The organism is Aquitalea sp. FG25 (genome assembly GCF_057809375.1).
In genome coordinates, this window is sequence record NZ_JBMDJV010000008.1 from 43,283 (window position 1) to 69,008 (window position 25,726).

The 25,726-nt window shown below is 59.2% G+C and carries 29 protein-coding genes; 13 read left to right on the top strand and 16 right to left on the bottom strand.

Translation table 11 applies throughout. From position 1 onward, the window contains the following. Positions 1-48 precede the first annotated feature (48 nt). The 5 genes from gmhB to ACODR9_RS08960 all read left to right on the top strand — a co-directional run bounded on the left by gmhB (position 49) and on the right by ACODR9_RS08960 (position 4,022). Entirely contained in the window at positions 49-585 is a 537-nt protein-coding gene (gene gmhB, locus ACODR9_RS08940; RefSeq protein WP_488808896.1) for a D-glycero-beta-D-manno-heptose 1,7-bisphosphate 7-phosphatase, read from the top strand. Positions 586-614: 29 nt separating this feature from the next. Beyond that, positions 615-1,385 carry a lysophospholipid acyltransferase family protein gene (locus tag ACODR9_RS08945; RefSeq protein ID WP_488808897.1) on the top strand — a complete coding sequence of 257 codons (771 nt, stop codon included), beginning with the start codon at positions 615-617 and terminating at the stop codon, positions 1,383-1,385. Beyond that, complete coding sequence (locus tag ACODR9_RS08950) at positions 1,345-2,055, top strand: M48 family metallopeptidase (protein ID WP_488808898.1); 711 nt, start codon at positions 1,345-1,347, stop codon at positions 2,053-2,055. The genes ACODR9_RS08945 and ACODR9_RS08950 overlap by 41 nt, the downstream gene beginning before the upstream one ends. Positions 2,056-2,105: 50 nt before the next feature. Next, positions 2,106-2,495 carry a lactoylglutathione lyase gene (gloA, locus tag ACODR9_RS08955; protein WP_488808899.1) on the top strand — a complete coding sequence of 130 codons (390 nt, stop codon included), beginning with the start codon at positions 2,106-2,108 and terminating at the stop codon, positions 2,493-2,495. A 123-nt stretch (positions 2,496-2,618) separates the two neighbouring features. Further along, the gene (locus ACODR9_RS08960) at positions 2,619-4,022 is read left to right on the top strand and encodes a sodium:proton antiporter (protein ID WP_488808900.1); all 1,404 of its coding nucleotides are present in this window, start codon (positions 2,619-2,621) and stop codon (positions 4,020-4,022) included. A gap of 66 nt (positions 4,023-4,088) precedes the next feature. On the opposite strand, the gene ypfH is transcribed toward ACODR9_RS08960, so the two are convergent. After that, positions 4,089-4,775, bottom strand: coding sequence for an esterase (gene ypfH / locus ACODR9_RS08965; RefSeq protein WP_488808901.1), 687 nt, complete (start codon positions 4,773-4,775; stop codon positions 4,089-4,091). 147 nt (positions 4,776-4,922) lie between these two features. Here ypfH and mpl point away from each other — a divergent pair, with 147 nt between their 5' ends. Together mpl and ACODR9_RS08975 are read left to right on the top strand one after the other, a co-directional pair. Next, positions 4,923-6,308 (top strand): UDP-N-acetylmuramate:L-alanyl-gamma-D-glutamyl-meso-diaminopimelate ligase, encoded by a 1,386-nt coding sequence (mpl, locus tag ACODR9_RS08970; RefSeq protein WP_488808902.1) that lies wholly within the window; start codon positions 4,923-4,925, stop codon positions 6,306-6,308. 31 nt (positions 6,309-6,339) lie between these two features. Then, positions 6,340-6,972, top strand: coding sequence for a LysE family translocator (locus tag ACODR9_RS08975; RefSeq protein WP_488808903.1), 633 nt, complete (start codon positions 6,340-6,342; stop codon positions 6,970-6,972). A 7-nt stretch (positions 6,973-6,979) separates the two neighbouring features. On the opposite strand, the gene ACODR9_RS08980 is transcribed toward ACODR9_RS08975, so the two are convergent. From ACODR9_RS08980 to queC, 11 genes are all read right to left on the bottom strand, one after another. Then, positions 6,980-7,909, bottom strand: coding sequence for a diguanylate cyclase domain-containing protein (locus ACODR9_RS08980; protein ID WP_488808904.1), 930 nt, complete (start codon positions 7,907-7,909; stop codon positions 6,980-6,982). A gap of 92 nt (positions 7,910-8,001) precedes the next feature. After that, positions 8,002-8,514 carry a hypothetical protein gene (locus tag ACODR9_RS08985; RefSeq protein ID WP_488808905.1) on the bottom strand — a complete coding sequence of 171 codons (513 nt, stop codon included), beginning with the start codon at positions 8,512-8,514 and terminating at the stop codon, positions 8,002-8,004. Between the two features lie 25 nt (positions 8,515-8,539). Next, a complete protein-coding gene (gene serB / locus ACODR9_RS08990) occupies positions 8,540-9,382 on the bottom strand; it encodes a phosphoserine phosphatase SerB (RefSeq protein WP_488808906.1) in 843 nt (280 codons plus the stop codon). An 84-nt stretch (positions 9,383-9,466) separates the two neighbouring features. Next, positions 9,467-9,925 carry a DoxX family protein gene (locus tag ACODR9_RS08995; RefSeq protein ID WP_488808907.1) on the bottom strand — a complete coding sequence of 153 codons (459 nt, stop codon included), beginning with the start codon at positions 9,923-9,925 and terminating at the stop codon, positions 9,467-9,469. A 71-nt stretch (positions 9,926-9,996) separates the two neighbouring features. Further along, the gene (locus ACODR9_RS09000; protein WP_488808908.1) at positions 9,997-10,746 is read right to left on the bottom strand and encodes an HvfC/BufC family peptide modification chaperone; all 750 of its coding nucleotides are present in this window, start codon (positions 10,744-10,746) and stop codon (positions 9,997-9,999) included. Further along, positions 10,736-11,566, bottom strand: a complete 831-nt coding sequence (bufB, locus tag ACODR9_RS09005) for an MNIO family bufferin maturase (RefSeq protein ID WP_488808910.1) — start codon at positions 11,564-11,566, stop codon at positions 10,736-10,738. Before bufB ends, ACODR9_RS09000 begins: the two co-directional genes overlap by 11 nt. 37 nt (positions 11,567-11,603) lie before the next feature. Next, entirely contained in the window at positions 11,604-11,858 is a 255-nt protein-coding gene (locus tag ACODR9_RS09010; RefSeq protein ID WP_159875212.1) for a BufA1 family periplasmic bufferin-type metallophore, read from the bottom strand. A 93-nt stretch (positions 11,859-11,951) separates the two neighbouring features. Then, complete coding sequence (locus ACODR9_RS09015; protein WP_488808911.1) at positions 11,952-12,218, bottom strand: BufA1 family periplasmic bufferin-type metallophore; 267 nt, start codon at positions 12,216-12,218, stop codon at positions 11,952-11,954. Positions 12,219-12,474: 256 nt separating this feature from the next. Next, positions 12,475-13,104 carry a 7-carboxy-7-deazaguanine synthase gene (gene queE, locus ACODR9_RS09020; RefSeq protein WP_488808912.1) on the bottom strand — a complete coding sequence of 210 codons (630 nt, stop codon included), beginning with the start codon at positions 13,102-13,104 and terminating at the stop codon, positions 12,475-12,477. 1 nt (position 13,105) lies between these two features. Then, positions 13,106-14,137: a 6-pyruvoyl trahydropterin synthase family protein gene (locus ACODR9_RS09025; protein ID WP_488808913.1), complete on the bottom strand. Its 1,032-nt coding sequence runs from the start codon at positions 14,135-14,137 to the stop codon at positions 13,106-13,108. A 1-nt stretch (position 14,138) separates the two neighbouring features. After that, the gene (gene queC / locus ACODR9_RS09030) at positions 14,139-14,843 is read right to left on the bottom strand and encodes a 7-cyano-7-deazaguanine synthase QueC (protein ID WP_488808915.1); all 705 of its coding nucleotides are present in this window, start codon (positions 14,841-14,843) and stop codon (positions 14,139-14,141) included. Positions 14,844-15,138: 295 nt separating this feature from the next. On the opposite strand from queC, the gene ACODR9_RS09035 reads away from it, so the two are divergent. Then, positions 15,139-16,053, top strand: coding sequence for a diacylglycerol/lipid kinase family protein (locus tag ACODR9_RS09035; protein ID WP_488808916.1), 915 nt, complete (start codon positions 15,139-15,141; stop codon positions 16,051-16,053). A gap of 7 nt (positions 16,054-16,060) precedes the next feature. Here ACODR9_RS09035 and ACODR9_RS09040 read toward each other — a convergent pair whose 3' ends face one another. The 4 genes from ACODR9_RS09040 to ACODR9_RS09055 all read right to left on the bottom strand — a co-directional run bounded on the left by ACODR9_RS09040 (position 16,061) and on the right by ACODR9_RS09055 (position 19,404). After that, the gene (locus tag ACODR9_RS09040) at positions 16,061-16,744 is read right to left on the bottom strand and encodes a type 1 glutamine amidotransferase domain-containing protein (protein ID WP_488808917.1); all 684 of its coding nucleotides are present in this window, start codon (positions 16,742-16,744) and stop codon (positions 16,061-16,063) included. A gap of 75 nt (positions 16,745-16,819) precedes the next feature. Continuing rightward, the gene (nemA, locus tag ACODR9_RS09045; protein ID WP_488808918.1) at positions 16,820-17,914 is read right to left on the bottom strand and encodes an N-ethylmaleimide reductase; all 1,095 of its coding nucleotides are present in this window, start codon (positions 17,912-17,914) and stop codon (positions 16,820-16,822) included. A gap of 33 nt (positions 17,915-17,947) precedes the next feature. Then, positions 17,948-18,688 (bottom strand): NADPH-dependent oxidoreductase, encoded by a 741-nt coding sequence (locus ACODR9_RS09050; protein ID WP_488808919.1) that lies wholly within the window; start codon positions 18,686-18,688, stop codon positions 17,948-17,950. 101 nt (positions 18,689-18,789) lie between these two features. Continuing rightward, the gene (locus tag ACODR9_RS09055; protein ID WP_488808920.1) at positions 18,790-19,404 is read right to left on the bottom strand and encodes a TetR/AcrR family transcriptional regulator; all 615 of its coding nucleotides are present in this window, start codon (positions 19,402-19,404) and stop codon (positions 18,790-18,792) included. A gap of 559 nt (positions 19,405-19,963) precedes the next feature. Between ACODR9_RS09055 and ACODR9_RS09060 the strand changes: the two genes are divergently transcribed. The 5 genes from ACODR9_RS09060 to ACODR9_RS09080 all read left to right on the top strand — a co-directional run bounded on the left by ACODR9_RS09060 (position 19,964) and on the right by ACODR9_RS09080 (position 25,722). Beyond that, positions 19,964-20,599, top strand: coding sequence for a GspH/FimT family pseudopilin (locus tag ACODR9_RS09060; RefSeq protein WP_488808922.1), 636 nt, complete (start codon positions 19,964-19,966; stop codon positions 20,597-20,599). Next, positions 20,596-21,210 (top strand): type IV pilus modification protein PilV, encoded by a 615-nt coding sequence (pilV, locus tag ACODR9_RS09065; protein WP_488808924.1) that lies wholly within the window; start codon positions 20,596-20,598, stop codon positions 21,208-21,210. Before ACODR9_RS09060 ends, pilV begins: the two co-directional genes overlap by 4 nt. Positions 21,211-21,218: 8 nt before the next feature. Next, a complete protein-coding gene (locus tag ACODR9_RS09070; RefSeq protein ID WP_488808925.1) occupies positions 21,219-22,184 on the top strand; it encodes a PilW family protein in 966 nt (321 codons plus the stop codon). Continuing rightward, positions 22,166-22,711: a pilus assembly PilX family protein gene (locus ACODR9_RS09075; RefSeq protein ID WP_488808926.1), complete on the top strand. Its 546-nt coding sequence runs from the start codon at positions 22,166-22,168 to the stop codon at positions 22,709-22,711. The genes ACODR9_RS09070 and ACODR9_RS09075 overlap by 19 nt, the downstream gene beginning before the upstream one ends. 599 nt (positions 22,712-23,310) lie before the next feature. After that, positions 23,311-25,722 carry a pilus assembly protein gene (locus tag ACODR9_RS09080; protein ID WP_488808927.1) on the top strand — a complete coding sequence of 804 codons (2,412 nt, stop codon included), beginning with the start codon at positions 23,311-23,313 and terminating at the stop codon, positions 25,720-25,722. Positions 25,723-25,726: the final 4 nt, after the last annotated feature.

Consider the following 25,726-nt stretch of genomic DNA (forward strand, 5'->3'; position numbering starts at 1 on the left):
TCTTAACTCGCCACTCCCCATTCCCTTCTCAGGAAGTGCACGCTCAACATGAAACTTGTCATCCTGGATCGCGACGGCGTCATCAATGAAGACCGCGATGATTTCGTCAAGAACACCATGGAATGGGTGCCGCTGCCGCACAGTCTGGAAGCGATAGCCAACCTTACCCAGGCTGGCTGGCGCGTGGTGGTGGCCACCAATCAGTCCGGCTTGGCGCGTGGCCTGTTCGATGTGCATGCGCTCAATGCCATGCACGAGAAAATGCACCGTCTGGTTGGCCAGGCCGGTGGGCGTATTGATGCGGTTGCCTACTGTCCGCATGGCCCGGATCACGGCTGTGAATGCCGTAAGCCTTTGCCGGGCATGGTGTTGGAGCTGGCTGAGCGTTTCAATGTCAAATTGCAGGGCCTGCCGCTGGTGGGTGACAGCTTGCGTGATCTGGAGTCGGTTGCTGCCGTGGGCGGCCAACCTATTCTGGTGCGCACCGGCAAAGGCATGCAAACCCTGGAAAAGGGCGGTTTGCCGGAAGGCACGCTGGTGTTCGACGACCTGTTTGACGCGGCCGAACACCTGATCAATTCGTGAAGTGGTTTGTTGTGAGGCTGAAATAACTCATGATCTGGATTCGTAACCTGATTTACTGGCTGTTGCTGCTGATTGTCACGCCGCTGTGCTTTCTGGGCCTGTTCATTGCTGCGCCGCTGCCGCGCCGTACCCGCCATGTGTTTGGCGAGAGCTGGGCCAGGATCATGCTGTGGCTGCTGGTGCATGTGGTGGGCTTGAAGTACAAGGTGATCGGTGCCGAGAACATCCCGTCCGAACCGTCCATCATCTGTTCCAAGCACCAGTCGGGCTGGGAAACCCTGGCCTTGCAGAAGATTTTTCCCTCGCAGATTTACGTGGCCAAGCGCGAGCTGTTGTGGTTGCCCTTCTTCGGCTGGGGGCTGGCCTTGATGAATCCGATTGCCATCAACCGCTCCGACCGCACCCGCGCCAATGACCGCATGCTGCAGCAGGGGCTGGAGCGCAAGAAGCATGGCTTCTGGATTACCGTGTTTCCCGAAGGTACCCGCACCAAGCCCGGCTTTGCCGGCAAGTACAAGCATGGTGCGGCACGTATGTCGCGCCAGCTGGACATGCCGCTGGTGCCGGTGGCACATAATGCCGGTGAGTTCTGGCCGCGTAATGCCTTTCTGAAATACCCCGGCGAGATTACCGTGGTGATCGGCCCGGCAATCCGTCCGCAAGATGGTGTTGGCCCGGAAGCCATGACTCAACAGGCCCAGCAGTGGATCGAAGCGCAGCAGCGCGAGATCGGCGGCGTTGGCCCCTTTGCCCATCCCGATGACAAGCGCCGCCGCCTGGACCATCCTGCCGCTGCCTGAGGGCGCGGTGGAAGTGCACCTGGTGCGCCGGGTGCGCAAAAGCATAGGCATACGCATTGCCAATGGCCGGGTGGAGCTGATTGCCCATCCGCGTGTTACCCAGGCCCGTTTGCACGAAGTGTTGCAGGCCAGACAGGACTGGATTTCCCGGCATGTGGTGCTGCAGCGGGAACAAAAACAGCAACTGGCAGATCAGACCGGTTTGACCTATCTGGGACGCCAGCTTTCCATTCAGCTGCTTGGTGGTGCGCGTCGTTCCGCCCGGCTGGAAGGGGAGGTGCTGCAAGTGGCGGGCATTCAGCCGGGTGATGAATCCGGCCTGCTGGCTGTGGTGGCCGCCTGGCTAAAACGACAGGCGCAATTGTTGTTTGCCCAGCGCATGGCACAGCTGCAGTCACAATGCCCGCGTCCACCCGGTAAGCTTTCGCTGTCATCAGCCCGCACCCGCTGGGGAAGTTGTACTGCGCGGGGGGATATCCGCTTGAACTGGCGACTGGTGCAGGCCCCGCTCCCCGTCATCGATTATGTGCTGGCCCACGAGCTGGCGCATCTGCAGCACATGAATCATTCGGCGGCCTTCTGGATGGAAACCGCCCGCTTGTTTCCCGATTGGAAAAATGCCCGCCACTGGCTGAAACAGCAGGGCAGCGGCCTTTTTCGTTTTGGCTAGCATGCCGACGGGCCACCAGATGGCCCCCCTCATCATTACAGGAGTCCACTATGCAATTTCTGCACACCATGCTGCGCGTCGGCAATCTGGAGCGTTCGCTGGCTTTTTACCAAGACGTGTTGGGCATGCGCCTGCTGCGCCGCCAGGATTACCCGGAAGGCCGTTTTACCCTGGCTTTTGTCGGTTATGGTGAGGAATCCGACCACACCGTGCTGGAACTGACCCATAACTGGGATACCGACAGCTATGAACTGGGCAACGCCTTCGGTCATATCGCCATTGGCGTGGAAGATGCCTACCAGGCCTGTGATGCCGTGCGCGCCAAAGGCGGCAAGGTGGTGCGTGAGGCCGGGCCGATGAAGCATGGCACGACGGTCATCGCTTTCGTGGAAGATCCGGATGGTTATAAGATCGAGTTTATTCAAAAGGGCAGCCATTAAGCCCCGAGCACACTCCCTGCTGTAGCGGCAGGGCTGATCAAGAGGCTGGAGCAGTGTCTTCCAGCCTTTTTCATGTTCACGCTGCCCCAGTCGTACTGGCGGGCGGCTTAAACCGGAGTCCAGATGCCAATCACCCTGCGTAAAACCATCAGCCTGATCCTGCTGCTGGCCCTGCCTGCCCTGGCACAAGCGGCGGACCTGGACGGCCACACGCTCAGCCTGGCCTGGGTGTTGCCCTTTGCCGGCATTCTGTTGTCCATTGCCCTGTTTCCCATTTTTGCGCCGGGCTTCTGGCACCATCATTTTGGCAAGATCACCGCCATCTGGACGGTGTTGTTCCTGCTGCCCTTCACCGCCAGCTTTGGTGCCGGCAGCGCGCTGGGGCTGATCGTGCATGCGCTGGTGAGCGAGTACATACCCTTCATCATGCTGCTGCTGGCGCTGTATACCGTGTCCGGTGGCATTCTGGTAGGGGGCAGTCTGCATGGCTCGCCAGGGGTGAATACCACCATTCTGGCCATTGGCACTGCGCTGGCTTCCATCATGGGCACCACCGGAGCCGCCATGTTGCTGATCCGCCCTTTGCTGAAGGCCAATGACAACCGCAAGCACCGCGTACATGTGGTGGTGTTTTTCATCTTTCTGGTGGCCAATATCGGTGGGGGCTTAACACCGCTGGGCGACCCGCCGTTGTTTCTGGGTTTTCTGAAAGGTGTCACCTTCGGCTGGACTTTCCTGCACATGCTGCTGCCGGTGCTGGTGTTGTCCTTGGCGCTGCTCTTGGTGTTTTTTCTGCTGGACAGCTATTTTTACCGGCGTGAGGACGAGGAGTTCCGGCCGCATCGGGACCAGCCGCTACGCTTGCATGGCAAGCGCAACTTTATCTTGCTGGCCGGTGTGGTGGGGGCGGTGCTGTTGTCCGGCTTCTGGCAGCCCGGCATCCATCTGGAGGTGGCCGGGGTGCATGCCGAGCTGCAAAACCTGGTGCGCGATGGGCTGCTGTTGCTGCTGACCGTGCTGTCGCTGTGGATCACACCTAAACAGGTGCGCGCGGGCAATGAGTTCAACTGGGATCCGATTCTGGAAGTGGGCAAGCTGTTTGCCGGTATCTTCATCACCATCGCCCCGGCTATTGCCATTTTGCGCGCGGGCACGTCAGGTCAGCTGGCCGCCCTGGTGCATGCGGTTTCCGGGGCGGATGGCCAACCGGTGAATGCCATGTATTTCTGGATGACCGGGCTGCTGTCCAGCTTTCTGGATAATGCGCCTACCTATCTGGTGTTTTTCAATCTGGCCGATGGCAATGCCAGCACGCTGATGGGGCCGCTGGCACAAACTCTGCTGGCCATTTCCATGGGGGCGGTGTTCATGGGCGCCAATACCTATATCGGCAATGCTCCCAACTTCATGGTCAAGGCCATTGCCGAGCAGCGCGGTGTGGCCATGCCCAGTTTCTTTGCCTATATGTTGTGGTCGGTCAGCATCTTGCTGCCCTTGTTTGTCTTGATGACCTGGCTGTTCTTCTGATGCCAAGACGGCGCGCCCTGGTTGCGAGGGCGCGCCGTCATTGTCATGCCACTGGGGTTGGCCTGCTTACCTGGGCTTGATGGCTGCCTGCTCCGGGCTGGCACTCATGGCCTCATCCCATACATGCTTGGGAATATGCGATTGCAGGTATTCCACCGCTTTCTCCAGTAAGTCTTCATGCAGTTGGTGACCCACAAACGGTTCGATTTCCGCCGTCACATCGCCACCCAGGGCAATCAGGTGTTCCGCAGCCTGCACGCTGTGCACATACGGAATTACCGGGTCGGCTTTGCCATGGAACAGGTGCACCGTGGTTTGCGGCAAAGCTGCAACCGGCAGGCTGGCAAAGCGCCCGCTGAAGGCCAGCACGCGGCTGGCCAGTTGCGGACGTGCTGCTGCGGCTTCCAGTGCCATGATGGCCCCCTGGCTGAACCCGACCAGCGCCGTGGCCGCATGGCCCAGGCCGCTTTGCTGCTGCCAGTATTCAACTGCAGCAAGAAAGCGCGGCAAGGCGTCGGCTACCCGCTGCAAGCGGTTTTCTTCCGTGACCCCTTGCACCGAAAACCACTGAAAACCCTGGCCCAGGTCACTGCTGTCCGCCCCGGCCACGCTGACAATCAGCGCCTGCGGAAAGTTTTTGCCCAGATAACGCCCCACCTCGGCCATGCTGTCCGGGCTGGCACCCACGCCATGGAATAGCAACATCAGTTGCACAGGGCTGGCCGGTTGTTGAATCACGATGTCGTGGCGCATGTGTTTTCTCCTGAACTGCTGGCCCGCCTAAATGGCGCGCCAGTGTTGAATGATGGACGGGCCATGGGCCGCGTGCGAACAGAGTGAAATATAAGGCCAATGCGGCGTTATAATAGCCCCCTCGCGGTTAACACAGCATTTACTGTCATGCACATTCATATCCTGGGCATTTGCGGCACCTTCATGGGCGGCATTGCTGCCATCGCCAAACAGGCGGGCCATACCGTTACCGGCTGCGATGCCAATGTTTATCCTCCGATGAGCACCCAGCTGGAGGCCATGGGCATCACCCTTACCCAGGGCTTCGGAGCCGAGCAGCTGGCGCTGGGCGCGGACATGTATGTGATTGGCAATGTGGTGACACGCGGCAAGCCCTTGATGGAGGAAATCCTCAATCGTGGCCTGCCTTACATTTCCGGCCCGCAATGGCTGGCCGAAAACGTATTGCAAGACAAATGGGTGCTGGCGGTGGCCGGTACCCACGGCAAAACCACCACCAGCTCCATGCTGGCGTGGATTCTGGAAGACGCGGGCCTGGCCCCTGGCTTCCTGATTGGCGGCATTCCGCAGAACTTTGGCGTATCCGCCCGCCTGCCTGGCACCCCGGCGCAGGATCCGGCCAGCACCAGCCCCTTCTTTGTGATCGAGGCGGATGAGTACGACACCGCCTTCTTTGACAAGCGTTCCAAGTTTGTCCACTACCGTCCGCGCACTGCCATCCTGAATAATCTGGAATACGATCACGCGGATATTTTTGCTGATCTGGCTGCCATCGAAACGCAATTTCACCACCTGGTGCGTACCATTCCGGCCCAGGGCCTGATTGTCAGCAATGGCCGTGAAGCCAGCCTGAGCCGGGTGCTGGAGCGTGGCTGCTGGACGCCGGTGGAAGCCTTTGGTGTGGCAAGTGGCTGGCAAGCGGGCGAGCCGGATGCTAATGGTCATTTCGATGTGCTGCTGGATGGCCAGCTGCAAGGTCGGGTGGAGTGGACGCTGATGGGCGAACACAACCGCCTGAATGCGGTGGCTGCCATTGCCGCCGCCCGTCATGCCGGGGTGAGCGTGCGTGATGCCATCGCCGCACTGGCACGCTTTGACAACGTAAAACGCCGCATGGAAGTGCGCGGCAAGGTGGCAGGTGTCACCGTGTACGACGACTTTGCCCACCATCCCACGGCCATTGCCACCACGCTGGAAGGCTTGCGCCGCCATGTGGGTGAGGCCCGCATCCTGGCGGTGCTGGAGCCGCGCTCCAACACCATGAAGCTGGGCACCATGAAGGACGCGCTGCCCGCTTCACTGGCGCTGGCCGACCGGGTGTTCTGCTCGGCTGTTGGCCTTAACTGGAGCCCGGCCGAGGCCTTGCTGCCCATGGGCGATAAAGCAGAGACTTTCGATCAGCTGGATGCACTGATCGCCGCCATCCTGGCCGAGGCGCGCAGCGGCGATCATATCCTGGTGATGAGCAATGGCGGTTTTGGCGGTATTCATCAGAAGCTGCTGGACGGGCTGGCTGGCGCTGGGGCAGACTGAAAAGCCCTTTCTCCTGAAAGCCCCGCCTGCCATGCCACACTCCATTCACTGGCTTAGCTTTGCCCTGCTGGCGCTGGGCATGGTGCTGACCCCCGGCCCGAATATGGCCTATCTGCTGTCGCGCTCCATCTGCCAGGGGCGGCGTGCCGGCATGATATCGCTGGCAGGCGTAGGCACCGGTTTTCTCTGCTACATGTTGTGTGCCGCACTGGGCATCAGTGCGCTGCTGCTGGCGGTTCCGCTGGCCTACGATGCCTTGCGGCTGGCCGGAGCTGGCTATCTCATGTATCTGGCCTGGCAGGCGCTCAAGCCCGGTGGCCGTTCCCCTTTCGAAGTGCGTCAGCTGGACGCCGACAGCCCGCGCAAACTGTTTGCCATGGGCATGCTGACCAATCTGCTGAACCCCAAGGTGGCGGTGATGTATTTGTCGCTGCTGCCGCAATTCATCGATACCGCACAGGGCAGTGTACTGGCTCAGTCTTTGTGGCTGGGTTTTACCCAGATTGCCATCAGCCTGCTGGTCAATGCCGTGCTGGTGCTGCTGGCCGGCAGCATGGCGCGATTTCTCAGCGGACGCCCGCTGTTTTTGCGCGTGCAGCGCTGGCTGATGGGTGGCGTGCTGGCTGTCATGGCTGTGCATCTGGCGCGTCAGGGCCGGGCCTGACGCCTGCTTAGGCTTGCCGGAATATCCGGTTGCTACCTGCGATGCGGGCCTGATCCAGTGCGCCTTGCAAGCGCGTCAACATGGCGTTGGGCGCGTGTTCATCGTCACGCAAGGCACTGATGCCAATGCATACGCGCAGTGGCAGCGTTTGCACCTCGGCAAAGCCCGCTGGCTGGCTGAGTGCCTGCAGCAGCCGGGGGGCCAGTTCATCGGCACCTGACAATGGCGTGCCGGGCAGTAGCAATAGAAAAACATCTTCTTCCCGCCGCGCCACCAGATCGCTGTCCCGCGTGGCCTGCACACAAATACTGGCAGCCAATTGCAGCAAATGCCGACGTGCTGCTGCCATGTCGGCACCGGCACTGGATGGAGGCAGGCTGAGCATTTGCACCGCCATGCCGGATAACGCACCACCATAGCGGCGGATGCGCCCGCTTTCGGTATGGGCGGCGGCGAGGAACTCCGGCATGCTGATCAGCCCGGTGAGCTGGTCGTCTTCGGCACCAGCGGCATGTTGTTGGTGCAGGTGCTTGACCAGTTTGAGCGAGCGGGCGAGCAGTTGCTGCTCGAAATCCAGCAACTGGCGCATCAGCTGCTGTTCGGTTCTGTCGCTGAAACTGACCACCATGATTCTGCTGCCATCAAGCAGGACTTCCCGCAGGGAAAACTGGACATTGATCAGCCGCCCGCTTGCGGTCTGCAATTGCATGCCACGGTTATAAACCATGTCGTGACCGGCAAGCAGGGTGGGGATTTGTGTCTCACCAGCCGGCAGAAAACCATGCAGGGGCTGGCCGATTAATTGCGCATGGGGGGTGGCCAGTAAAATGGCAGCCAGCTGATTGGCAGCAAGGATGTGGCCGCTGTCCGGCTCCACCAGCAGCAGTCCGCCCTGTACGGTATCAATCAGCGACTGGAGGACGGGGATGCTGGCCATGATGGCATACCTGATCTGCTTGGCGGTGTTGCCGGATCATTTCAGTCTATTCCAGGCGGCAGGGCATTGCCGAGGAATGATGGCGGTCGGCTTCAGCGTTCCAGAATGGCCCGTCGATGCCGACGGAACACCCAGCGTTCCCACAGTGGACTGGTTTGTTCGTCAGCCGGCAGTTGCAGTCTGGCGGTAATGGCGTAGGACTCGTCGGGGGTGGGGGTCTGGGCTTCGATATGGGCGGCAAGAAACAGCATCAGTGCCGAATCCGGGTTGGGCATCAGCGCAATCTGTACCGCATCGCCCACCCGCCAGGGGTGGTCGGACAGCCAGGCAATACTTTCCAGCCCCAGACGGCAAGGGGTGAGTGCCGGTCGCTCCGGGTGGTGGCTCAGCAGGGCGATTTCCAGCGTCAGGTCCAGCTTGGCTTCCAGCCGTACCAGCATGGGGTCCGGTTCTTCCGGCGTTTCGCTGGGGGCGGCCAGTATCCGCAGTGCCAGCCGGGTTTCGCGCTGGCGCGCCGGGGAGCACTCTTCCTCGCTCAGTAGCTGCACGCTTAGCGGCAGCCGGGCATCAAAACTGGCACTGTCCAGTGCAGGCAAGGTATTCATGACATCCTCCCGGTGCGGTATGGAATCAGGCAAACAGACTGGCCACACCATCCAGCCCAACGATATTGATGGCCACGTCGGCCTTGGCTTGCACCACCGGTTTGGCACGGTAGGCCACGCCGACACCGGCTTCGCCCAGCATCAACAGGTCGTTGGCACCGTCACCCATGGCGATGACCTGATCGGCACGCAGGCCCAGTTCGCTGCGTTTTTCTATCAGCAGGCGTTGCTTGGCAGCGGCATCCACAATGTCGCCCACCACGCGGCCAGTGAGTTTGCCGTCCATCACTTCCAGCTGGTTGGCGTAAGCATAGTCCAGTCCCAGCTGTTGTTTCAGGCGTTCGGTAAAGAAGGTGAAACCACCGGATACCAGCATGAAGCGGATACCGTTTTCCTTGCAGCGTGCCAACAGCTGTTCGGCACCCGGACTCAGCTGCAGGCGTTCCTGATATACCTTTTCCAGCGCGCTTTCCGGCAGGCCGGCTAGCAGCGATACCCGCTCGCGCAGCGAGGCGGAAAAATCCAGTTCGCCGCGCATGGAGCGTTCGGTAATGGCGGCTACTTGCGGCTTGATGCCTTGCATGTCGGCAATTTCATCGATGCATTCGATGGTGATCAGGGTGGAATCCATGTCGGAAACCAGCAGGCCGAAATCTGCCAGTTTCAGCGTGCCATCGACAAAGGCAAAGTCGTAGCCCAGCGTCTGGCAGCAGGCGCTGATGGCATCGCGGCTGGCCGGGTCGGCCGCCTCCAGCCGGGCCACGTCGGGGCTGGGCTGCTGGATGTTGCTGGCACCGGCAAGGTTGGCCAGCTCCTGCAGCTCGCGGTTATCGAGACGGGGGGACTGAATGACAAGGGTAATGGACATGGGCTGGCATGGATTCTGTTGAGCAAGCCGCCATTATGCCACTCGCAGGCCGACTGCCGGAATGGGCATGTGTGCCGTGCCGCCTCAGCGTGAAAACCTGGCCCGCTGACGCCAGTGTCGCCAGGCGCTATCCAGCGACAGGGTGCCAGGGCCACAGGTAAACAGCACCAGCAGCAACATGCCCCAGTAGTAGTGAAACTGGCGGGTGATATCGGTCAGGCCGGGATAGCTGATGACCGCCATCAGGTTGACCACAAACAGCCCGACGGCGGCAAAGCGGCCAAACAGCCCGACGACCAGCAGGCTGGAAAACACGGTTTCGCCAAAAGTCCCCATCACGGCCGCTACGGCTGGTGGCAGCAGCGGTACATGGTATTCCTCGGTAAATAGCAGCAGGGTGGTGTCCCAGTCATCCAGCTTGGTCAGGCCGGATTTGAAAAACACATTCGCTACCCACAGCCTGAGCAAGAGCAGTACCAGCGGGCGGCTGGTATGACTAGCTTGTTCGAACCAGTTTTGCAGTGTTTTCAGCAGTGCTTGCATGATGTTGCTCCCGGATTAAAGACAAGCCTCACCCCTCCGCTGTGCGAGCGGATCAAGCAGGGCGCAGGTGTTTACAGGTGGAAGTGGCTGAGCAGGCCGTCGGCAAACAGCTGTGCGAGTGCGGCTTGCAGGTCGAAGCCGGTTTCGGCATGCAGTGCCTGTTCAGCAGCCTCAGCCAGTGCTTGTTCCTGCTGCAGTGACTGCAGCAGGGCCGCCATGCCCGGGCTGACCGGGGTGACGCTTACCTGACCGGCGCGACGTGTTACCAGTGCGGTTTCACCTCCGCTGTCCAGATTTACTTGCAGGGTGTGGCCAGGCTGATGGCCCTGCCATATCGTGACCACCGGCCATGCTGAAACCAGCAGCGCACAGACTGTGCACAGCGTGAAATGCAGCTGGCCGTATTGCTCTGCAGCTACGTCGGCCAGTGCCGTGGCGGCTAAGGGAGACTGGTCGATGGCGTAATAGCTGCGATGCACTGCCCATTCCAGCCGGGCTACGTCCGCTAGATAGGGCAGTTGCTGTGCGGGTGGAAAGTCCTGCAGGAAAGCAGCAAAGCTGCTGCCATAACGATGTAGATTGCCGCTGAGCGAGGCATGGCGTTTGCTGTACTCCCGTGCCAGCCCGGTGAAAAATTCCTCGCCGACGATTTGCCCGCATACCGGGTAAATCATGCTCAAGGTTTCGATCAGGCCTACACGGTAGTTGTTGCGATACACCGCCAGCCCGGCTGCATTCAGGCCCAGTGAGGCGTCGGCCAGTTGCTCCTGCTGGGCAATCAGTTCCAGCAGTTGCGCCTGCCAGTGTGCTTCAGGCGTCATGGCGGGCTCCTTGCAGGATGGCATCGGCCTTGGCGGCCTCGGCTTGCAGTGTATCCAGCGGCGGGATGTCCAGATCCCATTCGATCAGCGTGGGGCGCGGGCCTAGCTGTTCTATCACCTGTGTATATAACTGCCATACGCCGGGATGTACCGGCTGGCTGTGCGTGTCCACCAGCATGCCGTCGCGCTCGCTGTAACCGGCCAGGTGGATTTCTCCGATGGCAGCGGCAGGCAGGGCGGCTAGCACGGCCTGCACGTCGGTGCCCAGATTCACCCCGTTAACGTAGAGATTATTGACGTCCAGCAACAGGCCGCAGCCGGTGCGCGCCACCAGCTCGGCCAGAAACTCGCCTTCGTGCATCTCGTTGCCGGGGTATTCCACATAGCTGGACAGGTTTTCCAGCAAGATGCGCCGTCCCAGTGCCTGCTGGGTCTCATCCACATGGCTGGCAATCACCTCCAGCGCGGCCCGGGTATAGGGTATGGGCAGCAGGTCGTTCACATAGCGCTGGGCGCTGTGGTTGAACGACAGGTGCTCCGATACTGCGGGTGGGTCGATGGCATCCACCAGCCGCTTGAGTGCGGCCAGATGCTCGCCGTCGGGCCGCACCAGTGAACCCAGCCCCAATCCCACCCCGTGCAGTGACAGCGGGTAATGCGCTGCCACGCGCTGCAGCATGGCCAGCGGCATGCCGCCATCGAAGAAGTTTTCGCTGTGCACTTCCACCCAGCCCAGCGGTGGCAGGGTGTCCAGCACCTGGCGGTAATGCGGTGCGCGCAGGCCGATACCGGCAACGGCAGGAAGGGTGGAGTGGTTCATGGCTCTGCTTCAAGGTGAGGTAAAGGGAGCGGGCTATTTACTTGGCCAGCTTGCCGCCCATTTTTTCACAGCTGCCCTTGGCCACGTATTTCCAGTCGCCGGGGTCTTTGTCCTTGGTGGCCTGGCCGGCGCAAGAGTGGGCACCTGTGGCTGAGGCGCAGTCGTTCTTGCCAGCCTGGGCGATGCCGAAGCATTTTTCTTTTTCCGCAGCGGCGGCCGGGGTGGCGCTGAGCGCGCCCATGGCAACAACAGCACCCAGGGCGGAGGCGAGCAGGGCTTTGGAAGCATTCATGGTGGTTCTCCTGTGGAGCAAGTTCAAGCAAAGGTAAGGTGTGTGGCACGGGCCGGGGCTGGCCCGTGCTGGAGCGTATTTGCAATAGACTGCTTATTGTTTCATTGGTGCCATGGTATTGCCACCCATCTGTTCGCAGCTGCCCTTGGCCACCAGTTTCCAGTCGCCGGGGTCTTTGTCCATCTTGGCCTGGCCTTTGCAGCCGTGTACGCCGGTGGTGGAGGCACAGTCGTTCATGCCGGCCATGGCCACGCCATAGCATTTTTCCATGTCGGCAGCGGCTGCCGGTGTGGTGCTGAGCGCAGCCATGGTGACAACGGCACCGAGTGCGGAAGCAAGCAAGGTCTTGGAAGTGTTCATGTCTATCTCCTGTCGGGTGGTAACCGGCTGTTGCCGGGTTTCAGGAGTCAGTCGTGCAGGCTGCCGCTTTCTTACACGGCTGGAGAATTATTTTCGAAATAAGCAGCCATTCGCCGTCATTGGCTGTGGTTGTGCGTATTTCGATGCAATATTCCGTAGCGCTGCATCACTGTCCCTGCTGCATAAGTCGGAACAGTCCCCGGCTTCTTACAGGAGCAGGCAAAAAAAAATCGGGCAGGATGTTCTGCCCGATGACTCAGCGGATATTGACCACCTTGTGGGTTTGCACCGACAGCCGCCAGCGTGGATGCGCCATGCAGTAGGCAATGGCGGCGCGGGTGTTGGCCGCCAGCTCCGGGCCATCCATCGGTTGCAAATAGAAAGTATCAAATTGCAAATGGCCTACGGTTTCCGGCAGCTGGGTGGCTTGCGGGTAAACCAGCTTCAGCTCGTTGCCGCTGGTTTGCAGCAGCGGCGCGCCTGCCTTGGGGCTGACGCAGATCCAGTCAATACCTGCCGGGGCGGCGATGGTGCCATTGGTTTCCACCGCGATTTCAAAACCCTCGGCATGCAGGGCGTCAATCAACTCGGCATCCAGCTGCAGCAGGGGCTCGCCACCGGTGCACACCACATAAGGTGTGCCGCCGCTGCCAGTCGGCCATTGGCTGGCAATGCGGGCGGCCAGCGCGGTGGCGGTGGCAAACTTGCCGCCATCCGGGCCGGTGCCGACAAAATCGGTATCGCAGAACTGGCATACCGCCTTGCTGCGGTCTTCCTCGCGGCCAGACCACAAATTACAGCCGCTAAAGCGACAGAACACGGCAGCGCGGCCGGCTTGTCGGCCTTCACCCTGCAGGGTGTAGAAAATTTCCTTCACCGTGTACATGTCAATCCCCTTGCAGCAGCGGCCAGCGCATATCGTCATGGAACAGCAGCGATACCCCCTGATGCGCGTTTTCCATCAGGTCGATGCGCGCCAGCTCCGGCACCAGTGGCGACAGATGGGCGTGCACCCATTCGGCCACCGACTGGCTATGGCCATCGCGCACGCCAGCCAGTTTGTCCAGCGGGTTGTGGTCCAGCTGACGGTAGATAGGCTTGAAGCGGTCTTTGACATCGCCAAAATCCAGCAGCCAGCCCATGGTGCGGTCCAGGCTGCCGGTGAGCATCAGCCGCACCAGATAGCTGTGGCCGGTGTAGTTGCCCTGTTTGTCGAAAGGCACCGCGCTTTCAAAGCGTTGTTCCTTCCAGATGCGGAAGCGCTTGCCGTCGAACTGGCTGCCAGCGGTATGGGTTTCGCGCACTTCCACCCAGGCAAGGCCGCTCAGGCCAGCGGCCTGTAGCTCATGGAACAGCCAGGCGGCAATCACCTCGCTGGTGGGGTTTTCCAGCCCGGCGATGTCATTGAGGTAGCGGTGATTCAGCCGCAGGAATAACGGTGCCCAGGCGGCTTCCAGCTGGGCCTGGCTGTGCTGGCGGGCATCGGCCACGATGCGCACGCCAAAACCATGACCGTGCAGGCGGCCGCATTTGTGACCGGCCGGTACATGCGGCAGGTGGTGGGCGGCTTCGAAGCTGGCGGCAATCCAGTGCAGGGCGGTGCCGTTTTCCAGCATCACGCCGCGTTCCGGCGCACTTTGCAGCAGCAGGGCGGAGGGGCAGTTCAGCGCGTCCTTGATGTGCTGGGCCAGGCTCAGGTCGTTACACTGCGGCAGTTGCTGGTTCAGATCCTGATAGTCCAGCCCGGCCAATACCTGCGCCAGTGCGGTTTGCAGTTCGGCTTGTTCGATATGGGTGACATCGGCACGCGCCATCACGCGGAAGCTGTGGCCGTGCAGGCCATTTAGGCGGTGTTCGTCACCGGCAACGCGGCGGGCGGCTTCAAAGCGGCCACCGGCCAGCAGGCAGGATGCGTGCATGTCAGGCCTCCTTGCTGCAGCGTTCGACCAGCGGGTCGGCCACGCCAGCCTCGGCAAAGCCCTTGGCGCGCAGCTCACACGATGCGCAGTGGCCGCAAGGCGGCACCGCGCCGTTATAGCAGGTGTGGCTCCAGGCCAGGGCTTCCATCGCGCCTACTTGCTGCGCCAGGGTGACGGTTTCGGCCTTGCTCAGATACATCAGCGGGGTGTGCAGTTCTACCCGGCTGTCCATGCCCAGGCGTACCGCCAGTTGCAGCGCCTGCAAGGTGTTTTCGCGGCAGTCCGGGTAGCCGGAGTAGTCGGTTTGCGCCACGCCGGTAACGATATGGCGTGCGCCACGGGTGTAGCCAAAGGCAGCGGCAAAGGTGAGGAAGATCAGGTTGCGGCCCGGCACAAAGGTATTGGGCAGGGCATCGTCGTCGCGGCTGCCTTCTTCGGGCTGAATGCTGTCATCGGTCAGCGCATTACCGCCAATGGCGGCAAAGGTGTCGATGGGCAGCACGGTCTGGCGCACGCCAGCCATGGCGGCAATCTTGCGCGCGCAATCCAGCTCCACGCGGTGGCGCTGGCCGTAGTCAAAGGTAACGGCTTCCACATTGGCGGGGCCAAATTTCTGCACTGCCCAGTACAGGCAGGTGGTGGAATCCTGACCGCCGGACAGCACAACCAGTGCTTTTTCCGCAGTCTTGGGGGTATTCGGTGTCATGGCGTGATCCATCGATAAACAGTCGAGGCAGATGTGCTGACTTAAAGGTGCCGTTGCTGTCGCAGTACGCACGCGGGATCGGTCTCACCCGGCAGGCACTGGCAGCCGGAATCCGGCGCAGCAAAACCGCCAAATTTACCAGAAAACCGCTGTGTCAGCCAGTTGCCTGCCGCGATTAGTGCATTGATTTTATTGCCCGCAGTGCTGGCGGGGGCGCTGACAGCGCAGAGCATGCCGGTATCAAAAGCCAATGTTCTGTCTGATAATCCAACGGTTATTTTCCAATAGTCTTGTTATGGCTCAGACCCGGCTGGTTTTCATCCTGCATGGCCTGCGTTGTCCGCGCAGCCTGCCCGACCGCTTGTTGCAGCGCTTTGCTGCCCATTATCAAGTGGATATCCACATCACCACCTCGGCAGTCAGTGCCGAGGATATGGCGCTGCAAGCCGTGCGGCAGGGCTGTGATTATCTGATTGCGGTGGGCGGCGATGGCACCATTCACGAGGTGATCAACGGGGTGATGCGGGCCGAGGCGGGGGCACGCGAACGGGTGGCGGTGGGGGCACTGCCGTTTGGCACCGGTAATGACTTTGTCCGTTCACTGGGGGTGAACGATTCACTGGAACAACTGGAACAGCTGATTGCCAGCCAGCGCGTACGCCGTATCGACCTGGGGCGGCTGAGCCTGCCGGATGATGACGGTGAGCGGATGATCTGGTTTGGCAATATCGCCTCGCTGGGCATCAGCTCGGCCATTGTGCAGCAGGTGCGCCGCCTGCCGGGCTGGCTGCCGGCCAGTGTGGCGTTTTATCTGTCCATCCTGCTTACCCTGCTGCGTTACCGGCCACGGCGCATGCAACTGACGCTGGCGGATGGCGAAGTCATCAGCGGTGATTTCCTCAGCCTGTGTGTGGCCAATGGCCGCTATTTTGGCAGCGGGCTGGGCATTGCCCCCATGGCAAGGCTGGATGACGGCCTGCTGGAAGTGGTGATGATCAAGCAAGGTAGCGGGCTGGATTTCCTGCGCCACCTGCCCAGCTTACGCAAGGCGCAGCCGGTGCTGGACGAGCGGGTGCGTTACCTGAGTGTGCGCAGCCTGCTGGTGGAGGGGCGGGACTGCCCGCTGGAGGTGGATGGCGAACTGGTCGGGCAGGCGCCGGCCCGCTTTACGCTGGAGCCGGCGGCACTGCGCTGCCTGTCCGCCCTGTAAGTCAGAATCAGCCGTTCAAGCGGGCCAGCAGTTTTTCTGCCACCAGTTCGGACGATGCCGGGTTCTGGCCGGTAATCAGCAGGCCGTCTTCGCGCACAAATACGCCCCAGTCCGGGCCTTTTTCATAAAGGCCACCCTTGGCTTGCAGCGCGTCTTCCACCAGCAGCGGCACGATGTCGGTCAGCTGCACTGCGTCTTCTTCGGTATTGGAAAAACCGGTGACCTTACGCCCGGCCACCAGCGGCTGGCCTGCGGCATCACGGGCATTCACCAGTACGGCGGATGCGTGACACACGGCGGCTACCGGCTTGCTGGCAGCGATAAAGGCTTCGATCAATGCAATGGAGGCGGTGTTGTCGACCAGGTCCCACAGCGGGCCATGGCCGCCGGGGTAGAACACGGCGTCAAAGTCGCTGGCCTGGACGCTGTCCAGGGTGACGGTATTGGCCAAGATGGCTTGCAGGGCGGGGTCCTGATTGAAACGTTCGGTGGCCGGGGTGCTGAAAGACGGGTCGGCACTCTTGGGGTCGATCGGCGGCTGGCCACCTTTGGGCGAGGCCAGAGTGATGGCTACGCCTTTGTCAGCCAGCGCGTAGTAGGGCGCGGCAAATTCTTCGATCCAGAAACCGGTTTTGTGGCCGGTATTGCCCAGTTCATCATGGCTGGTGAGGACAAACAGTACTGTTTTCATGGTGTGCCTTTTCGTGTGGGATGGTCCGGGCGGCGCTGGCCAACCCGGACGCTTGTTGTCAGTGTTAAAGCAGGGTTACAGCGTCGGATAGTCGGTGTAGCCCTTGGCATCGCCACCGTAGAACGTGGCGGCATCCGGGGTGTTCAGCGCGGCACCGGCTTGCAGGCGTTCCACCAGGTCCGGGTTGGCGATATAGCTGCGGCCAAAGGCCACTGCATCGATATAGCCCTCGCCAATCAGCTTTTCCGCTTTTTCCGCGCTATAGCCACCGGCGGCGATGATCACGCCTGGGTAACGCTTGCGGATTTCCTGACGGAAGGCTTCGTTCAGCGCCGGGCCGCCAGCCCAGTCCGGTTCGGAAATGTGCAGGAAAGCCAGCTTGCGCTTGGCCAGCTGTTCGATCACGTACAGCGCGATGTCCTGTTCTTCCACATTGGACACGCCATTGAATATACCCAGCGGCGAGATGCGGATGCCCACATGCGCGGCGTCCCATTCGGCTACTACGGCGTCCACCACTTCCAGCAGGAAGCGGGCGCGGTTTTCCACGCTGCCGCCGTAGGCATCGGTGCGCACATTGGCTTCCGGCGACAGGAACTGGTCCAGCAGATAGCCGTGGGCACCGTGGATTTCCACCAGGTCGAAACCGGCGCGACGGGCGTTGTCGGTAGCGCGGCGGTAGTCTTCCAGAATGTCTGCCAGCTCGGAAACTTCCAGCGCACGTGGCTCATCGCAGGGCACGCGGGCCAGGCTGCCATCCGGCTGGCGCACATTGGTATTGCTGTCGGCACGGATGGCCGACGGTGCCACCGGGGCTTCGCCATCCGGCTGCAAGGAGCGGTGCGAGATACGGCCGGTATGCCACAGCTGCAGCGCGGTCTTGCCACCAGCAGCATGTACCGAAGCATTCACCTTGCCCCAGGCTGCCACCTGTTCTTCGCTATAAATCCCCGGTGCACCGGCATAGCCCTTGGCTGTGCGGGAGATATGCGTGCCTTCGGCAATAATCAGCCCGGCGCTGGCGCGCTGGGTGTAGTACTGCACCGACAGGTCGGTGGGCACATCGCCCGGCTCGGTATTGCGCAGGCGGGTGAGCGGGGCCATGGCAATGCGGTTGTTGAGGGTGACGCCACCCACTTGCAGCGGGGTAAACAGTTTATCCAGGCTCATGTTCGGTTCTTTCCTGTGGGGAGTAGAAGATAATTAACGATCAAAACCAAAGCCCTGCTTGCGGGCGACGGGAGCAACTTCGGGGAAATACACATTCTGGTAGTACTGCGCGGTGTTGGCAGTCCACGGCAGGCCATCGGCACGGCCAATCTGCTGCCAGTAGCTGGCCAGCGTCTGGTCGTACTGGCGGATTTGTTCCGGCAGCTGCGCAGCCTGGTAGTGCTCGTGATGGACAAAACTCTCACGCGGCAGGCGCGGCTTGATGCTGCTGTCCTGATCGGTATAGCCGATGACCACGCCAGCAATGGGGAAGGTGTATTCCGGCAATTGCAGCAGCTCGATCATGGCTTGCGGGTTGCGGCGGATGCCGCCAATCGGCACCACACCCAGGCCGGCAGCGCGGGCGGCGGTCATCAGGTTGCCCAGCGCAATGCCAGCGTCCACCGCACCAACGGCAAAGCCTTCCACGCTGTCCTGAATCACCTGCTCGGCACCGGCAGCTTCCACGCCAAGGCGGGTTTTGTAGAAGTCCACCACCAGGGTGACAAACACCGGGGCCTGGGCAATCCACGGCTGACCACCGGCCAGGGCGGCAATTTGCTGGCGGCGTGCGGCGTCCTGCACCACCACCAAAGACACCTGTTGGCCATTGATGGAGGTGGGGCCTTTCCAGGCGGCATCCAGCACTGCATCCAGTACCTCGGCGGGGATGGGCTTGTCCTGATAGCTGCGAATACTGCGATGCTGCTGCATCAATTCCAGTGTGCTGTTCATGGCATTCTCCCGTTTGGGTGAAGATAAATAGACCGGTCGTCTAGTCATTGTGTCAAAAATACCCGCCGCAGGGGCGGGTAAGCTAAATCCGTATTGCTGCTTTAACTTGCCTGACAGGCACCCGGCTTGAGCATGGCGTCGGTCAGCGCCTGTGCCTGCAGCATGGGCTGCTGGGTGTGCTGCACCTTGAACAGCAGGGCGGAACCCACCCACAGGCTGTACAGGCTGCCTGCGGTATCTTCGGCTGACAGCCGGGTGCACAAGCTGCCTTCCTGCTGGCCACGGCGGATACAGTCGGCCAGCCGGATGATGACCCGGCCCATGCCCTCGGCCAGCGCTTCACGCATGGGTTCGGACAGGTCGGATACCTCGGCGGCCAGCTTGATGGCCAGACAGCTTTGATTGCCTTCTTCGCATTGCTGGTGGCGGTCCAGCCAACCGGAGAAATAACGCAGCAAGCAGCTGCGTGCATCACCCTGGCTTGGGTCCAGCGCTTCCAGCAGACGCGCGTCGTAATGTTCAAAGTAACGCCGCAGCATCTCCACACCAAAACCTTCCTTGGAGCGGAAGTAATGGTAGAACGAGCCTTTGGGTACGCCGGCGCAGCCGAGAATTTCGGCCAGGCCAACAGCAGAAAACCCCTTGCCCAGGATGATGGATTCACCGGTGGCAAGCAGGTGTTCGCGGGTATCGGAAAACTGGCTGGGTCGTGACATGGGGAGATAGTACTAGACCAGTCGTCTAGTTTGCAAGCTTCTTTTGCTTCTACCGTGTCATGCCAGCTGCAGTCAGGCGGGACATCGGACAATGCATCGCGTCTCGCTGGTGCGGTTTCATCAGTTCAGGTGGTGATGAGCATTAGTTCTGTCGTTGCAGTGGCCGGACAGTGGATGGGCGGTGAAGCAGCAGGCTTACAAGATGGTACGGTCTGGAATGATCTGGCTTGAAACCGAGCAAGCCTGTTCGAAAGAACTGTTTCGCAAGCAGAGCCGAATTAAGCTATGCCGTGCCGGGATACTTGGTTTGATAACAGGGTGTGAATAATTTGATAAAAATTCAACGTTTTTTGCCAGTGATTGGCAATGCATTGAATTGTCTTCTATCAAATGTGCGTCAGATTGTGGATTGTAAGATTGAGATGCATCCTCTATCGCTTTGGGAAAATTCTTGTAAAAGGTCTTCAGCTATGTAAAATGCGTAACATTGATAAATTGTATTGATAATGGGATATTCGCTGGCTGAGCACTGCCATGCGACTTGCTCATCCATACCACCATGCCCCAATTCCCAGCAGGAAACACAGTAGCGCCACGTCAGCGACGACTGGGTTTTACTCTGGTCGAGATGATGGTCACGGTCGGCGTTGGTGCCATCATGATGGCGGTGGCCGTCCCGCCGCTCAGAACGCTGGTGGCCAACAACAAGATCACCACCGAAGCAAACCGTATCGTGGCAGGGTTCAACTACGCCCGTACCGAAGCCGTGCGGCGCAATCAGCCCGTATATGTGTGCTCGGCCAATCTCAATACCACTAGCTTGAGTATCAGTGGCTGCCTTAGCCAGCAAACCAGCAGCAAGTACAACTGGGGTTATGGACAGTTGGTGTACGCCGACAATATCACTACCGGCACCATGGGTAGCTATGACAGCGGTGAAGCCATCAAGAGCTTTTCCTTCTACGGTGAAATGAATAATGCGTCGGCCATCAATCTGGTGATGTCCACCAGTCCGGTGGGCAGCCTCAACCAATTGGCCTTTGGCAGTGATGGCCGCTTGCTGGATGGCAACAGCCGCAAGCTGGTGTTGCAGGACACCAGCAATAATCTGTGCCGTGTCATCCTGGTGAGTGGTTCTGGCCGCAGCAAGGCGTGTGATACCAGCACGGACAGCAGTTGCGGAGCCTGCTCATGAAAAAAATGACCGGCTTCACCATGCTGGAAGTGCTGATGTCCATATTGATTGTCGGTATTGGCATGCTGGCCCTGGCTGGCATGCAGGGCCGTACCCTCAAGACGGTGCGCGAAGCCGAGCAGCAGGGCGTGGCCGCCATGCTGGCCGCCGAAGTGGCTGATGCCATGCGCGCCAATGCCTATGCCAGTATCAATGCCAGCGGTAGCGTGACGGAAGACTGGACCAACTACGTCGAAACCAGCTACAGCGACCACACCTCGGCGCCTTCTACCCTGTGTAATGCCGCGAGCGGTTCCCAATGCACTAGCGCACAGATGGCCGCCTACGACCTGTACCAGTTCAAAAACAATCTGGCCACGGCGTTTTCCGACAGCAGCCAGAACAATGTGCGGGCCATTATCTGCCGTGACAGCAATGCCTCGTCCACCATCAATTTCACCGATAGCAAGCTGGGTGGTTGTACCGGTGGTAGCAAGCTGATGATACGGGTGGCCTGGAAGGCGGCGATGGAAAAAACAGCTAATACCGCCCTGGGCAACAATAGCGCCAATTCTTCGGCAGCGAGTGCCACCACCCGGGTATATGGCTATGTCTTGCAGTTTGAACCATGAGTGAATCCATGAAACGGATGCGCGGCTTTACCTTGATCGAGCTGATGGTGTCGCTGACCCTGGGCATGATCGTGCTGGGCGCAGTAGTAGCGGTTTATGTCAACAGCAAACGCACTTTCAATGTGGTGAGCCAGCGCATCAGCATGCAGCAGGATGCACGCATTGCCCTGCTGCAGATTTCCCGTGACCTGCGTATGGCCGGCAGCTATGGCTGCGCCACGTTGGACGCCAATAATACGACTGCGTCGCAGGCGGTGACGGTCAGTGTCGCGAATGATGTGCTGTCGCCGGGTACTAATCAAACTTTTATTATGGATGGCTCCAGCTATGTGCCGTTCAAAGCCTATGCCTCTGGCACTGCATCTACTTGGCTTGGCGGGCAAACGGCTTCTTCACCGGTTGATGTGCTTGCTGTGCAATACGGTCGCGGGAGTGCAGTGGCAGCTTCCGGAGCAGCCAGTTTTTCAGCCAACAGTAATATGCAACGTACCTATACCGTAGGTCAGCATTTTTATGTGGCAAGTACTTGCCAAAATGTTGTCTTGCATTACACATCAGCCGGTTTGGCTTCTGCGGGTGTGTCGGTCACTCTCGGTAGTATGACCTCTGGTGCCGACTTGATGGATCTGGTATCGCGCGCCTACTTTGTCAACAGCAGCGGGGCGCTGGTGATGAGTGAGTTGGGGCAGAGCGATACATTAGGGCAGTCGCCATCGGTTAGCGAGTTAATGAGCAATGTCACCGCTATGCAGTATGAATACGGTGAAATCACCGACAGCACTAATTGTTTGGTGACCTACCGTAGCCGGGCTTCGGTAGGCAACTGGCGCAATGTGTCATCAGTACGCATCACCCTGACGGTACGCAGCCAGAACCAGGTACCGCTGGCCAGCGGCAACAGCTTTGGCTACCTGACCCAAACTTACCAGACCACTGCCGCCATCCGGGGGAAGCAATGCTACCGCGCCAGCTAAAATCCGGGCGGCTTCATGCTCAACGTGGCGCCAGCCTGATCGTGTCCCTTATCTTGCTGGCGGTAATTGCCCTGTTGGTGGTGTATGGGGCGAATCCTTTGCTGACCGAACAGAAAATCGCCAGCAACCAGAATGACCGCACGCTCACATTTCAGCTGGCCGAGCTGGGGCTAAAGGCTGGCGAGAGCTATGTGGCCAGCAACAAGCCGGCAGCCAGTTCCTTTGTGTCAGCCTGCACGGGGGGGCTTTGCCTATCCAGCCAGTTGGGAGGTAGTGATACCGTTAATGCCTGGGAACGCAGCAATGTGTTTATCGGCAGCTATGCAAACTCGTTGCAGTGCGACACTTGCACCATCACTGGCGAAACCCTGCAGAAGCCACGCTATATCGTGGAGTTACTGAGCAGTAGTTACACCGATGCCGTCACCGGCACTACTGGTGCATCGCTGTATCGCATTACTTCTCGTGCCTGGGGCCGCAATGCCAATACCCAGGTAACTTTGCAAAGTTATTACGTCGTTTCCTGAGGCAGTTGCCTATGTCCCGTTCTGTTACTGTTTGCACGGCAGCTGTGCTGGCACTATTTTCTGCCACGGTTTTTGCTGCAAATCCGTATCCGGCTGTGCCGCTTTATCTGAATCAGAAAACCGTACGGCCCAATATTGCCCTGATGGTGGACGACTCGGGGAGTATGAAAGATGCTCCTAATGGCAACTCGGTAACGACTTCCAATCCGTCCAAGATTACTATTGCCCGTAAAGTACTGACCAATTTGTTGAATAATAATTGGGATATGGCTTATTGGGGCTTGTTTCATTTCAATTATGGTCCATATTCTTGGTCGTATGGTGGTTATATTCCTCTAAGGAGCAGTTTGAAGCTGGACGGTTGGAGTGATCCAACCTTGTCAAATTCCAGTACTCAGCTAACTAATTTTACCAATGATATTAATGGCAGTGGCTTGACGGATTATCTTGGCACGCCAAGCGCAGGTGCATTTTATAATATCATGCGTTCATTTTCCGGGCGGCCTGGTTGGAATGGTTATCCAAGTTATCAGACACCACAAGACTATACCGGTGCTTCACCCATCAAATATGTCTGCCAGAAAAATTTTGTTATTTTCATGTCGGATGGCTATCCCAACGATGAGGTAGTCAATGCCACCGAAAAGAATAAATCCGGTACTTCCGTAGCGTTGAATAGTTATACCCCGGTAGGGGTGACCATGCCCAGTGTGGCTTCAGGTGTTGACCCGACACTGGTGCGTTATGCCGGCTTTTATTATCAGAACGGTATTGTGCCCAATGGAGTGACAAAAGATACCGAAGGCAATAACTATAGCGCAGCGACTGCACAACCCATCGTGACTTACACCATTGGTTTTGGTTTGCCTGCTACGGATGATGGTCAAAAGGTATTGGCAGCCACTGCAACAGCAGGTGGTGGACAAAGCTTCAATGCAAGTGATGAGACATCATTGACCAATTCGCTCAAGGCGGTGTTGAACAGTATTTCGTCTACCACGGCCACCAATGTGCCGGTGGTGGCCAGCAAGCCTACCAACCCCTCCGAAGCGATTCAGGCGACCTTTTATTCTGGTGACTGGTCTGGCCAGTTGCGTGCATACAATGTGAGTAGCACGACTGGTCTGGCTAACCTGAATTCAACCATCCCGGTGCTGTTCAACTCATCCAGTACCACCCGGCTGGCCAATATATTCACCAGTACCGGGGCCAGTGGCAGTGGTGCGCTGTACACCAGCGTTTCCAGTAACAGCAATCTGAATAGTTATCTTGCCGGTGGTTCGCCGTCTGGCTGGCGTAGTAGGAGCGGTGATAAATCCACCCCGTCTACCCTGGGTGACATCATCGACTCCACGCCAACACCGTTCGGCACGACGGCCACTGCCGGTTTTGCGGTGGGGGCCAATGACGGCATGTTGCATGTGTTTGGCCGCACTACCAGCAATTACACCGAAGTTTTTTCCTATATTCCGCGTGCCGTTACAGCGGCCAATCTGGCCTTGCTGGGCTCCACGACTTATGGCGGTGGCCAACCACACCTGTATTTTGTCAATGGCAACCTGACCTTCAATAATGTCAGTGGCGGTGATAACCAGTTTTCCACATCGACCACCTCGGTGCTGACCGGTGGCATGGCGCAGGGTGGCCAAGGCCTGTTTGCACTGGATATCAGCAATACCGTCGGTAATCCTTCACTGTTGACTGGTGGCAATGTATTCGGCACCGGCAATGTACTGTGGGACCATCTGCCGACAGATTCCGGCTTTACCAATCTGGGCTATACCTTTGCCAAGCCGGTGGTTGCCCAAGTCTATTATGGTGGGAAAAAGAAATGGGCGATGATCACCGGCAATGGCTATGACTCGACCAACAAGGCCACCACCCTGATGGTGATTGACCTGAAAACCGGTGCCATGTTGTACGAACTGGATACCTCAACCGCCAGCAATGGCTTGTCCTCCCCGGCGGTGCTGGATGTAGATGGTGACAAGGTGGCGGATTATGTCTATGCGGGCGACCAGTCCGGCAATGTATGGCGCTTCAAATTACAAACCAGCAGCGATCAGACTAGCTCGGTCAGCAAATTCTTTACCGCTCAGGCCAATCAGCCCATTGTGGCGGCCCCGGCCATTTATGCCATTCCGGGTGGTGGCTACATGGTATACATCGGTACTGGCCGCATGCTGTACGAAAACACCACCGACAACGACCGCACCACGGTTTATCCGCAGTCGCTGTACGGCATTTACGACGACAAGACCAAGACCAATCTGACTTACAGTAGCTCCACCTTCATTACCGACGCCGAAGTTGCCAATCTGAATGGCACCGCTTCCATTGACGGTTCCACAACTTCTACCGCTTCAGGAAAACTTGGCAGCAGTGTGGTATTTCGTGAAACCACCACCATTGCTGATGCCGCCACTACCGGTGGTTTGTCGGTGGGGCCCAGTGGCAATCGCGCTGGCTGGGTATTCAACATGAACAGCACAAACGGCGAGCGCATGATTTATCAGCCGGTGGTGGCACTGGGCAAGCTGTACTTCACCACCCAGGTGCTCAAAGGGAGCTCTCTGGTGTGCAGTAATGTGAACCAGCAAAGCGGCTGGGTGATGGCACTGGACCTGATGACTGGCGGGGCACCATCGACACCGGCATTCGACCTGAACGGCGATGGCAAGATCAATACCAGTGCCACTTCGCCCGATGGTGACACAGTGAGTTTTATTGATAAAAAAACCACCATTCCTTCCGGCATCAATTACAACATCGGCATTCCGTCGGCCTTGTCCATTGCCTTTACCGTCACCACGGTAAACCTGGGGGACTACAGTTCAACCGATGCAGGCCAGCTGGGTAGCTATCCTTATCCTGCCTCCACCAATACCAATGAGGTTCTCACCTTCTATGTGGGCGGGACGGGTGGCAGCAACGGCAATGTGGCGGCGGGGAAGCTGATTCCCAAAGCCACTTCGGTGGGGCGGCGTATTGCCTGGCGTGAAATTTTCTGAGGTA

What these genes read in the sequence shown, in the direction of transcription:
- gmhB (WP_488808896.1), top strand. Translation starts at nt 49, where the DNA reads ATGAAACTTGTCATCCTGGATCGCGACGGCGTCATCAATGAAGACCGC.
- ACODR9_RS08945 (WP_488808897.1), top strand. Translation starts at nt 615, where the DNA reads ATGATCTGGATTCGTAACCTGATTTACTGGCTGTTGCTGCTGATTGTC.
- ACODR9_RS08950 (WP_488808898.1), top strand. Translation starts at nt 1,345, where the DNA reads ATGACAAGCGCCGCCGCCTGGACCATCCTGCCGCTGCCTGAGGGCGCG.
- gloA (WP_488808899.1), top strand. Translation starts at nt 2,106, where the DNA reads ATGCAATTTCTGCACACCATGCTGCGCGTCGGCAATCTGGAGCGTTCG.
- ACODR9_RS08960 (WP_488808900.1), top strand. Translation starts at nt 2,619, where the DNA reads ATGCCAATCACCCTGCGTAAAACCATCAGCCTGATCCTGCTGCTGGCC.
- ypfH (WP_488808901.1), bottom strand. Translation starts at nt 4,775, where the DNA reads ATGCGCCACGACATCGTGATTCAACAACCGGCCAGCCCTGTGCAACTG.
- mpl (WP_488808902.1), top strand. Translation starts at nt 4,923, where the DNA reads ATGCACATTCATATCCTGGGCATTTGCGGCACCTTCATGGGCGGCATT.
- ACODR9_RS08975 (WP_488808903.1), top strand. Translation starts at nt 6,340, where the DNA reads ATGCCACACTCCATTCACTGGCTTAGCTTTGCCCTGCTGGCGCTGGGC.
- ACODR9_RS08980 (WP_488808904.1), bottom strand. Translation starts at nt 7,909, where the DNA reads ATGGCCAGCATCCCCGTCCTCCAGTCGCTGATTGATACCGTACAGGGC.
- ACODR9_RS08985 (WP_488808905.1), bottom strand. Translation starts at nt 8,514, where the DNA reads ATGAATACCTTGCCTGCACTGGACAGTGCCAGTTTTGATGCCCGGCTG.
- serB (WP_488808906.1), bottom strand. Translation starts at nt 9,382, where the DNA reads ATGTCCATTACCCTTGTCATTCAGTCCCCCCGTCTCGATAACCGCGAG.
- ACODR9_RS08995 (WP_488808907.1), bottom strand. Translation starts at nt 9,925, where the DNA reads ATGCAAGCACTGCTGAAAACACTGCAAAACTGGTTCGAACAAGCTAGT.
- ACODR9_RS09000 (WP_488808908.1), bottom strand. Translation starts at nt 10,746, where the DNA reads ATGACGCCTGAAGCACACTGGCAGGCGCAACTGCTGGAACTGATTGCC.
- bufB (WP_488808910.1), bottom strand. Translation starts at nt 11,566, where the DNA reads ATGAACCACTCCACCCTTCCTGCCGTTGCCGGTATCGGCCTGCGCGCA.
- ACODR9_RS09010 (WP_159875212.1), bottom strand. Translation starts at nt 11,858, where the DNA reads ATGAATGCTTCCAAAGCCCTGCTCGCCTCCGCCCTGGGTGCTGTTGTT.
- ACODR9_RS09015 (WP_488808911.1), bottom strand. Translation starts at nt 12,218, where the DNA reads ATGAACACTTCCAAGACCTTGCTTGCTTCCGCACTCGGTGCCGTTGTC.
- queE (WP_488808912.1), bottom strand. Translation starts at nt 13,104, where the DNA reads ATGTACACGGTGAAGGAAATTTTCTACACCCTGCAGGGTGAAGGCCGA.
- ACODR9_RS09025 (WP_488808913.1), bottom strand. Translation starts at nt 14,137, where the DNA reads ATGCACGCATCCTGCCTGCTGGCCGGTGGCCGCTTTGAAGCCGCCCGC.
- queC (WP_488808915.1), bottom strand. Translation starts at nt 14,843, where the DNA reads ATGACACCGAATACCCCCAAGACTGCGGAAAAAGCACTGGTTGTGCTG.
- ACODR9_RS09035 (WP_488808916.1), top strand. Translation starts at nt 15,139, where the DNA reads ATGGCTCAGACCCGGCTGGTTTTCATCCTGCATGGCCTGCGTTGTCCG.
- ACODR9_RS09040 (WP_488808917.1), bottom strand. Translation starts at nt 16,744, where the DNA reads ATGAAAACAGTACTGTTTGTCCTCACCAGCCATGATGAACTGGGCAAT.
- nemA (WP_488808918.1), bottom strand. Translation starts at nt 17,914, where the DNA reads ATGAGCCTGGATAAACTGTTTACCCCGCTGCAAGTGGGTGGCGTCACC.
- ACODR9_RS09050 (WP_488808919.1), bottom strand. Translation starts at nt 18,688, where the DNA reads ATGAACAGCACACTGGAATTGATGCAGCAGCATCGCAGTATTCGCAGC.
- ACODR9_RS09055 (WP_488808920.1), bottom strand. Translation starts at nt 19,404, where the DNA reads ATGTCACGACCCAGCCAGTTTTCCGATACCCGCGAACACCTGCTTGCC.
- ACODR9_RS09060 (WP_488808922.1), top strand. Translation starts at nt 19,964, where the DNA reads ATGCCCCAATTCCCAGCAGGAAACACAGTAGCGCCACGTCAGCGACGA.
- pilV (WP_488808924.1), top strand. Translation starts at nt 20,596, where the DNA reads ATGAAAAAAATGACCGGCTTCACCATGCTGGAAGTGCTGATGTCCATA.
- ACODR9_RS09070 (WP_488808925.1), top strand. Translation starts at nt 21,219, where the DNA reads ATGAAACGGATGCGCGGCTTTACCTTGATCGAGCTGATGGTGTCGCTG.
- ACODR9_RS09075 (WP_488808926.1), top strand. Translation starts at nt 22,166, where the DNA reads ATGCTACCGCGCCAGCTAAAATCCGGGCGGCTTCATGCTCAACGTGGC.
- ACODR9_RS09080 (WP_488808927.1), top strand. Translation starts at nt 23,311, where the DNA reads ATGTCGGATGGCTATCCCAACGATGAGGTAGTCAATGCCACCGAAAAG.